The following is an 8,433-nucleotide window of genomic DNA, read 5'->3' on the forward strand; positions in this document are numbered from 1 at the left end:
AACTCAACGGCCCACGATGACGACGTGGGCCTGGATCAGCGTGTCCAGGGGGCCGGCGCCGAAGCGCTCGGCAAAGGCACGGGCCACGTGCGCCGTCAGCTCGGGCAGCCGGCCCGGTGCGCGTGCCTCGATCTCGTTGCACAGCGGTGTGCCCTGGCAATAGCCCAGCGCGGCTGGGGACGGCGATTCGGCGCGGGCCCGCAGCGGCAGCGTGACGATGTCGGCCTCATGCTCGAAGCCGCCGGCTGCGAGGTCGCTGCGCAGCGCATCGATGTCGTGATAGCCGTGCGGCATGCGGGCCATGAAGAGCGGCGGGTCGTCCGGGAAGGCCTGGGCCAGCGCATCGGTGGCGGCCTGGGCCAGTTCGTTGCTGTCGATGTGGTCCCAGACGTTGAACAGGAAGACGCCGCCGGGCCTCAACACGCGGCGGATCTCGGCGTAGGCGCCGGGCTTGTCGGGGAAGAACATGGCGCCGAACTGGCACACCACCAGATCGAAGCTGGCGTCGTCGAAGGGCAGGGCCTGCGCGTCGGCCAGCCGCCATTCCACGGGGCGCACGGTGCCGATGGTGGCGGCCGTGTCGAGCATGGTGGCGTTCAGGTCGCTGGCGACGATGGCGGTCTCCGCCGGCAGCAGCGTGGCGAGCAGCCGGGTCAGCACACCGGTGCCCGCAGCGATCTCCAGCACCTGCGTCGGGTGCAGCGCCGCCGCCCGGGCCGCCAGGTCGGCGGCGTAGGGCTCGAAGATCAGCGGCACCATGTAGCGCTCGTAGAGCTCGGGGATGGAGCCCGTGAACCCCCGGTCGGCCAGTTCCATGAGCCGATTCTGCGGCGGTGCTAGGCTCGCCGCCGCCTGCGTCGCAAATCCTTGCAAATCGACATGACCGCACACCGCCCCTCACAGGCCGAGCTGGCCGCCTTCCTGTTGGCCGAGTTCCCGCAGAACCGCTGCACGCTGGAGGAACTGGACGAGGACGGCAGCGTCGTCGTGGCTCACCCAGTGGGCGAGGGCGAGCTGCGCCCGGGCGGCACGGTGTCGGGCCCGGTCATGATGACACTGGCCGACGTGGCCCTGTACATCGCGATCCTGGCGCGCATCGGCATCGTGCCGCTGGCGGTGACGACCAACCTCGCCATCAACTTCCTGCGCAAGCCGCGTGCGGACCGGCGCGTCGTGGCGCGCTGCCGGCTGATGAAGCTGGGCAAGGCGCTGGCCGTGGGCGAGGTCTACATCTATTCCGAAGGCGAGGACGAACCGGTGGCCCACGCCACCGGCACGTACTCGATACCCCGGGCTTAGACGGGCTTCTTCGCCAGGTTGACGCTGGAGACGGCGCCGGTCAGATAGCCGACCTGCGCGCCGAAGCGGTCCTTGTAGTTGGCGCGCACCAGCGGGTCCAGCGTGGCCTTGACCTTGTCGTGCAGGCCGGTGCCGGCGGCGTTGCTGATCCAGTCGCCGGGATGCTGGAAGTTGCTGGTGATGTAGGTCCAGCCGTTGAGGTCGTCCACCACGCCCAGGCCCGTGGCCTCGGCGCCCGAGGGCATGGAGGCCACGCGGCTCAGCACCTTCGTGTCGACGTTGTAGGCCCACAGGAAGTTGTTGACGTGGTAGCTGCTGTCCTCGCCGATGAAGAGGGTGCGCAGCTTCTCGGAGAACTTCAGGTTGTCGGGCGCGCCGACCTTGTCGGGGTTGGCCAGGTTGCCCAGGGCATCCGCCGTGGCGAGGTCTTCGCCGATCAGCAGGGTCTTGGTCAGGGACGGCACCCAGTCGCTCGTGATGGCCACGCCTGCCGTGTCCTTCTGGCCCGTGCTCAGCGTGTGCGCCAGCACGCCGCCGGCGTTCAGCACCTTGTCGATGCCGATGTTGTAGTCGGCGTTGTAGGCGGCATTGCCCTTGACCATGGAGCTCTGCATGTTCTGCAGGGCGGAGTAGGCGACCTTGTCCTTGACGTTGACGGTCGTGCCTTCCATCTTCGTGAAGGCCATGGAGCCGCCCTTGAGCGCGGCGTAGCGGTGGGTCTCCAGGAAGGCGGCCGCCTTGTCCATGCCGGCTTTCACGCGCACCCACTGCACCTTGCCGCTGAGCCAGATCTTGGTGAACGTGGTGTCCAGCGGGTCGGTGGTGGACACGTCCATGATGTCGGTGGCCTTGAGCGTGTCGGCCAGGGCCTTGATCTCGGCGCTGGTGGCCGAGCCGAGCTTGATCCAGGTGATGGGCGCGCCCGCAGCGGTCGGGTCCAGCGAGAAGCCGGCGCCGAACTTGGCCACGTACAGCGAACCGGCGGAGAGGTCCTTCTCCTTGTCGGCCACGAACATGAAGAAGCCGCCGTTGGTCGCGTCGTCGCCCATGATGGCGGTGCGGTTGTCGGGCATAACCTGGATCAGTTCATGCGAGATGCGGCCCAGGCAGTAGTGCTTCTTGATGGTGCCGGTGCCGTCGGGGTTGACGGTCACTTCGGGCAGGTGGCCGTAGTGGTAGGGGTTGGCCTTGGTGGCGTCGCCGAACAGGTTCTGGCTGTAGGCCTTGAACATGGTGTTGCTGGCGATGGTGAACGCGTCGGGCTCGTACTCTTCGCTGGACAGGTGGGTGCCCCAGGGCGACAGGCTGGAGCCGCAGGTGATCCACAGGCCCATGGCCGGCGTGGTGTCGACGTTGTGGTACTTCACGAGGGACAGCTTGCCGGTCGTCTGGTCCTGGTCCAGCGTCAGCACGGCGATGGGGGAGGGCAGCTTGCCGTACATGTCGGTCTTGCCGTCCTGCGCCCAGGTCGTGTACTCGAACTGCACGACGGCGAACACGGCCTTGCCCTTGATGCCGGTGACGGTCGGGGCATCGAGCTTGAGCAGCGAGGTGCCGTCCGGTGAGTCGCTGAAGAACTGCCGCTCCTTGCCGGCCACGGTCGCATCGACGATGGGCTTGCCGGCGAAGTCGACATAGCCGCCTGCCAGCAGGGTGCCGCCCTTGCCGTCGGGCACCAGGTCGCCGGTCGTGAAGAAGGGGGCGTAGGACAGCGAGAAGCCCTGCGAGCTGTCGTCGCTGAACTTGACCATCAGCGTCGAGTTGACGAGGGTCTTGGCCATGTCGGCCGGCGTGGCCAGGCTGGGGGCGGCCATGGAGACGAAGCTGGCCGATGCGAACGTGGCCTGGGGCGTTGCGTCGTCGCTGCCACCGCCGCAGGCGGTCAGCAGGCTGCCGACCGCGGTGCCACCCAGGGGCAGCATCAGCGGGGCGCCGAGGAACTTGAGGGCTTGGCGACGTTGGAGATCGTGGGCTTGGGACATGGAAGCGACTGCTCGTGCAATGACAAAGCACGTCAATCTAGGGAGCCTTCATGTCGCCTTCGTGAAACTGTCGCGGGCCTGTCAAATCCGCGTGCTGAGACTTCAGCCCTGCTTGTCTTCCAGCAGGTTCTGCGGCGCGCCGAACATGAAGCAGTCGACGAAGCTGAAGTAGAGCGAGGCGTAGAACACCGTCGACAGCATCAGCCCGGTGGCCATCAGCACCACCGGTGCGAACTGGGTGAGGCCGAGCAGGCCGAAGACCAGGCTGACGCTGCTGGCCACCGCCATCAGCAGCCCACCCCACAGCAGCATGTTGAGCGCGAACGCGGCCTTGTTGCGCCACAGCGCCAGCGTGCTGGAGAACAGCGACTGCGCCACGCCCTGGCCGCCCCAGTGAACCAGAGCGGGTGCATGCCAGTAAGGCACCGACAGCAGGCCCATCAGGCCCATGCGCGTGGCCAGGCCCCAGAACAGGCGCGGGTCGGTGGCGGCGTTGGCGATCGCTTCGTTGTCGGCGTTGTCGGCGATGAGCTTCTGCAGGTCGCGCGTGCTGCCGCCGTCGACCCAGTCGGCCAGCAGGCCGATGACCAGCATGGCGCCCGCATAGCCCAGGCACAGCAGCAGCTGGCTGCGGCGGCGCTCGGCGGTGAGCTTCAGCGGCGCGGCGAAGACGGCTGCCGTGGGGGTCTTCTTCTGCAGCACCATGTGAGTGGCCAGCATGAAGCCCAGCGACAGCAGCGGCAGCGAGGCCATGGTCAGCAACAGGCCGATGCCGGGCAGCAGCATCGCGACGAAGCCGAAGAACAGGAACAGGCCGAACAGCGCCGACATCGCCAGCGGCTGGCGCTGGAAGACCTTGAAGCCGTGGCGCATCCACAGCCGGCCGTTGCGCGCCGGCACGTTCTGCAGGTGCAGCTGCATGTTCATGCGCCTGCTCCGCCCGGCATGGCATGCCAGGGCTTGGCGATGCGCTCGCGCAGCACGCGCTCGAAGTGGCGCGGGTCGTGGGCCTTCAGCAGGCTGGCCTCGCGCGGCAGGTGCAGGTCGAACAGGCGGGACAGCCAGAAGCGCAAGGCGGCCGCGCGCAGCAGCGCTGGCAGCAGGCGATGCTCGGCGCCGGACAGCGGGCGCACGCTCTCGTAAGACGAGACGAAGACGGCGGCGCGCTCCTCGATGAGGCGGCCATCCGTCAGGTCGATGCACCAGTCGTTCAGGCAGACGGCGAGGTCGAACAGCCAGGTGTCGCAGCCGGCAAAGTAGAAATCGAAGAAGCCGGTCAGGCGCTCGCGGCCGGGGCCCTCGCCGGGCTCGAACATGACGTTGTCGCGGAAGAGGTCGGCGTGGATGGGGCCTGCCGGCAGCTGCGCGAACTCGGCGGAGGCGGCCAGGTGCTCTTGGTAGGCCATCTCGGCCGTCAGCAGCCCGGCCTGCGAGGCGTCCAGGAAGGGCAGCAGCTTCGGCGCCACCTCGCGCCACCAGGGCAGGCCGCGCAGATTGGGCTGGTGCAGCGGGAAGTCACGGCCGGCCAGGTGCATCTGCGCCAGCGTGGCGCCGACCTGCTGGCAGTGGAAGGCGTCGGGCGCCAACTGGTGGCCGCCGTGCAGGCGGTCGACGATGGCCGCGGGCTTGCCTGCCACCTCAAAGAGGATCTCGCCGCTGGCGTCGGCGTGCGGCTCGGGCACCGGCACGCCGCGCTGGGCCAGGTGCTGCATCAGCCGAAGGTAGAAGGGCAGCTGCTCGGCCGTCAGGCGCTCGAACAGCGTCAGCACATAGCGGTGCAAGTGGCCGCCATTGGGGCCGTCGGCCTGCGTGCAGTCGACGAAGTAGTTGGTGTTCTCGATGCCGGCACCGATGCCGCGCAGCGAGGCGAGCTGCCCCAGTTGCAGATGGTCAAGCAGGGCTTGGGCCTGCGCGGGGCTGACTTCGGTGAAAACGGCCATGAAGAGGTCGTGCAGGCGACCCGAGGGCCGCGCGGGATCAGAAATTGAGGACGCGCCAGACCCGTGTGCCAGCGCCGCTCTTGGGCAGGCCGGTGCCGGTGCCGCCGGCCGACTCGCGGCCCGCATCGGTGACGACGATCTCGTAGTCAGGTGCCTTGGTCTTCTTGTTCTTGACCGTCACCTTCTTGGCTTCGCCGCGCACCTTGAGCTCCTCGATGCGCACCTGGTCGTCCTCGGCCACGGTCTGCTCGACCTTGGGCTCGGGCGGTGGGTCGGCAAGGGCGCTGCCCGCGAGGACAGCGATCAGCAGGGGTACGGCGAGGCGCAGCATGCTGCCGATTCTAGGTTGGACCTGTCCGAGAATCCGTCGCCATGAGTAAACCCATCCTGCTGCTGGTCGACGGCTCCAGCTACCTCTACCGCGCCTTCCACGCCATGCCCGACCTGCGCGGCCCCGAGGGCCAGCCCACCGGCGCCGTGCACGGCATGGTGGCCATGCTGAAGAAGCTGCGCAGCGACGTCGGCGCCGAGCACGCCGTCTGCGTGTTCGACGCCTCCGGCCCGACCTTCCGCGACGAGTGGTACCCCGAGTACAAGGCCCAGCGTGCGCCCATGCCACCCGAGCTGCGCGCCCAGATCGAGCCCATCCACGAGGTCGTGAAGCTGCTGGGCTGGCCGGTGCTGACGGTGCCTGGCATCGAGGCGGACGACGCCATCGGCACGCTCAGCCGCGTGGCCGTGGAGCAGGGGCACCGAGTCATCGTCTCCACCGGTGACAAGGACCTCGCTCAGCTCGTCAACGCCGATGTGGAGCTCATCAACACGATGAGCAACGAGCGGCTGGACGAGGCTGGCGTCGTCGCCAAGTTCGGTGTGCCGCCAGACCGCATCATCGACTACCTGACGCTGATGGGCGACACGGTGGACAACGTGCCGGGCGTCAGCGGCGTGGGCCCAAAGACGGCGGCCAAGTGGGTGGCCGAGTACGGCTCGCTGGACGGCGTCATCGCCGCGGCCGAGGGCGTGAAGGGCAAGGCCGGCGAGAACCTGCGCGCCGCACTCGACTGGCTGCCGATGGGCCGCAAGCTGGTCACCGTGAAGCTGGACTGCGACCTGGCCGGTCACATCGTCGGCTGGCCGACCTTGGAGCCGCTGGCGCTGCGCGAGGTCGACAAGGACGCGCTGGCGGCCTTCTACACGCGCAATGGCTTCAAGACCTGGCTGAAGGAGCTGACCGGCGAGGTGCCGGCGCCCAAGGCGAAGGCGGCGCCAACGGCCAACCCCGGACTGTTCGACGAGCCCGAGCCGCCTGCCGGTGCCGCCGACATCGCCCGCCGGTACGACAGCATCCTCACCTTCGAGCGGCTCGACGCCTGGATCGCCCGCCTGCGCGCCGCGCCGCTGTGTGCGCTGGACACCGAGACCGACTCGCTGGACCCGATGGCCGCGCGCATCGTCGGCATCTCCTTTGCCGACAGGCCGGGCGAGGCCGCCTACGTCCCGCTGGCCCACAGCGGCCCGGACGCGCCGGAGCAATTGCCGCTGGACGAGGTGCTGGCGCGGCTCAAGCCCTGGCTGGAGGACGAGGCCGCCAAGAAGATCGGTCAGAACCTGAAGTACGACCGCCATGTGCTGGCCAATGCCGGCATCGCGCTGGCGGGCGTGCAGCACGACACCTTGCTGGAAAGCTATGTGCTCGAAGCGCACAAGACCCATAACCTCGAAGCCCTGGCTGAGCGCCACCTGGGGCGCAAGGGCCTGAGCTACGAAGACCTGTGCGGCAAGGGCGTGCACCAGATCCCGTTCGCGCAGGTGGATGTGGCCAGGGCCACGACCTACTCGGGCGAGGACTCCGAGATGTGCCTGCACCTGCACGGCGTGCTGGGGCCGCAGATCGAGGCCGACGCGGGCCTGACGCGCATCTACCGCGACATCGAGATGCCGTCGGCCGAGTTGCTGTTCCGCATCGAGCGCAACGGCGTGCTCATCGACGCCGCGCGTCTGCAGGCGCAGAGCCACGAGATCGGCCAGCGCCTGATCGCGCTGGAGCAGCAGTGCTACGAGATCGCCGGCCAGCCGTTCAACATCGGCTCGCCCAAGCAGATCGGCGACATCCTGTTCGGCAAGCTGGGTCTGCCGGTCGTCAAGAAGACGGCCACCGGCGCACCGTCCACAGACGAGGAGGTGCTGACCGAGCTGGCGGCCGACTTCCCGCTGCCAGCCAAGATCCTCGAGTACCGTGGCCTGGCCAAGCTCAAGAGCACCTACACCGACAAGCTGCCGCTGCAGATCAACGCTGCCACCGGCCGCGTGCACACCAACTACGCCCAGGCCGTGGCGGTGACAGGGCGGCTGTCCAGCAACGAGCCCAACCTGCAGAACATCCCCATCCGCACCGCCGAGGGCCGGCGCGTGCGCGAGGCCTTCATCGCGCCGCCGGGCTGCAAGATCGTCAGCGCCGACTACTCGCAGATCGAGCTGCGCATCATGGCCCACATCAGCGAGGACCCCGGCCTGCTGAAGGCCTTCCAGGAAGGCCAGGACGTGCACAAGGCGACCGCCAGCGAGGTCTTCGGCGTCCCGCTGGCCGAGGTGTCCGGCGAGCAGCGCCGCTATGCCAAGACCATCAACTTCGGCCTCATCTACGGCATGGGTGCGTTCGGCCTGGCTTCGGCGCTGGGCATCGAGCAGAAAGCGGCCAAGGACTACATCGAGCGCTATTTCACCCGCTTTGCCGGCGTGAAGCGCTACATGGACGAGACCAAGGCCTCGGCGGCCGAGCTGGGCTATGTATCCACGCTGTTCGGCCGGCGCATATACCTGCCCGAGATCCGCGGCGGCAACGGCCCGCGCCGCGCCGGCGCCGAGCGCCAGGCCATCAACGCGCCCATGCAGGGCACGGCGGCCGACCTCATCAAGCTGGCCATGCTGGCCGTGCAGGCCGAGCTGGATCGGGCCGGCAAGCAGTCCAGGATCGTCATGCAGGTGCATGACGAACTCGTCTTCGAGGTGCCCGAGGCCGAGCTGGACTGGATGCGCGCCGAGGTGCCCAAGCTGATGGCGGGCGTGGCCCAGCTCAAGGTGCCGCTGCTGGCGGAGGTGGGCGTGGGCTCGAACTGGGAAGAAGCCCATTGATTTGGCTCTTTGCGCGTTGCCTATGGATGAGCGAATCGTCCAAGGGAGAGGCTGAGGAGTTGTTCCGGAGGGAGGTG

Annotated in this window: 7 protein-coding genes; 2 read left to right on the forward strand and 5 right to left on the reverse strand. The window is 68.3% G+C overall.

Annotated elements, in window-relative coordinates; translation table 11 throughout:
• Positions 1-3 precede the first annotated feature (3 nt).
• On the reverse strand, positions 4-816 hold the full coding sequence (locus tag AC07VX_RS24830; RefSeq protein ID WP_493166860.1) for a class I SAM-dependent methyltransferase: 813 nt from the start codon (positions 814-816) through the stop codon (positions 4-6).
• A 63-nt stretch (positions 817-879) separates the two neighbouring features.
• Between AC07VX_RS24830 and AC07VX_RS24835 the strand changes: the two genes are divergently transcribed.
• A complete protein-coding gene (locus AC07VX_RS24835; protein ID WP_493166861.1) occupies positions 880-1,299 on the forward strand; it encodes a PaaI family thioesterase in 420 nt (139 codons plus the stop codon).
• Here the strand turns inward: AC07VX_RS24835 and AC07VX_RS24840 are convergent.
• The 4 genes from AC07VX_RS24840 to AC07VX_RS24855 all read right to left on the reverse strand — a co-directional run bounded on the left by AC07VX_RS24840 (position 1,296) and on the right by AC07VX_RS24855 (position 5,552).
• The gene (locus tag AC07VX_RS24840; protein WP_493166862.1) at positions 1,296-3,281 is read right to left on the reverse strand and encodes a PhoX family protein; all 1,986 of its coding nucleotides are present in this window, start codon (positions 3,279-3,281) and stop codon (positions 1,296-1,298) included. The two genes, AC07VX_RS24835 and AC07VX_RS24840, sit on opposite strands and share 4 nt — an antisense overlap.
• Before the next feature lie 102 nt (positions 3,282-3,383).
• Positions 3,384-4,208 (reverse strand): BPSS1780 family membrane protein, encoded by an 825-nt coding sequence (locus AC07VX_RS24845; RefSeq protein WP_493166863.1) that lies wholly within the window; start codon positions 4,206-4,208, stop codon positions 3,384-3,386.
• Positions 4,205-5,221 carry a homoserine kinase gene (locus AC07VX_RS24850; protein ID WP_493166864.1) on the reverse strand — a complete coding sequence of 339 codons (1,017 nt, stop codon included), beginning with the start codon at positions 5,219-5,221 and terminating at the stop codon, positions 4,205-4,207. The genes AC07VX_RS24845 and AC07VX_RS24850 overlap by 4 nt, the downstream gene beginning before the upstream one ends.
• Before the next feature lie 37 nt (positions 5,222-5,258).
• On the reverse strand, positions 5,259-5,552 hold the full coding sequence (locus AC07VX_RS24855) for a hypothetical protein (protein WP_493166865.1): 294 nt from the start codon (positions 5,550-5,552) through the stop codon (positions 5,259-5,261).
• Positions 5,553-5,593: 41 nt separating this feature from the next.
• Between AC07VX_RS24855 and polA the strand changes: the two genes are divergently transcribed.
• Positions 5,594-8,356: a DNA polymerase I gene (polA, locus tag AC07VX_RS24860; protein ID WP_493166866.1), complete on the forward strand. Its 2,763-nt coding sequence runs from the start codon at positions 5,594-5,596 to the stop codon at positions 8,354-8,356.
• Positions 8,357-8,433 lie beyond the last annotated feature (77 nt).

The organism is Roseateles sp. GW821-FHT03B02, assembly GCF_059421025.1.

Excerpts from the sequence above, each read along its gene's own strand:
- AC07VX_RS24830 (WP_493166860.1), bottom strand. The coding sequence starts at position 816 with ATGGAACTGGCCGACCGGGGGTTCACGGGCTCCATCCCCGAGCTCTAC.
- AC07VX_RS24835 (WP_493166861.1), top strand. The coding sequence starts at position 880 with ATGACCGCACACCGCCCCTCACAGGCCGAGCTGGCCGCCTTCCTGTTG.
- AC07VX_RS24840 (WP_493166862.1), bottom strand. The coding sequence starts at position 3,281 with ATGTCCCAAGCCCACGATCTCCAACGTCGCCAAGCCCTCAAGTTCCTC.
- AC07VX_RS24845 (WP_493166863.1), bottom strand. The coding sequence starts at position 4,208 with ATGAACATGCAGCTGCACCTGCAGAACGTGCCGGCGCGCAACGGCCGG.
- AC07VX_RS24850 (WP_493166864.1), bottom strand. The coding sequence starts at position 5,221 with ATGGCCGTTTTCACCGAAGTCAGCCCCGCGCAGGCCCAAGCCCTGCTT.
- AC07VX_RS24855 (WP_493166865.1), bottom strand. The coding sequence starts at position 5,552 with ATGCTGCGCCTCGCCGTACCCCTGCTGATCGCTGTCCTCGCGGGCAGC.
- polA (WP_493166866.1), top strand. The coding sequence starts at position 5,594 with ATGAGTAAACCCATCCTGCTGCTGGTCGACGGCTCCAGCTACCTCTAC.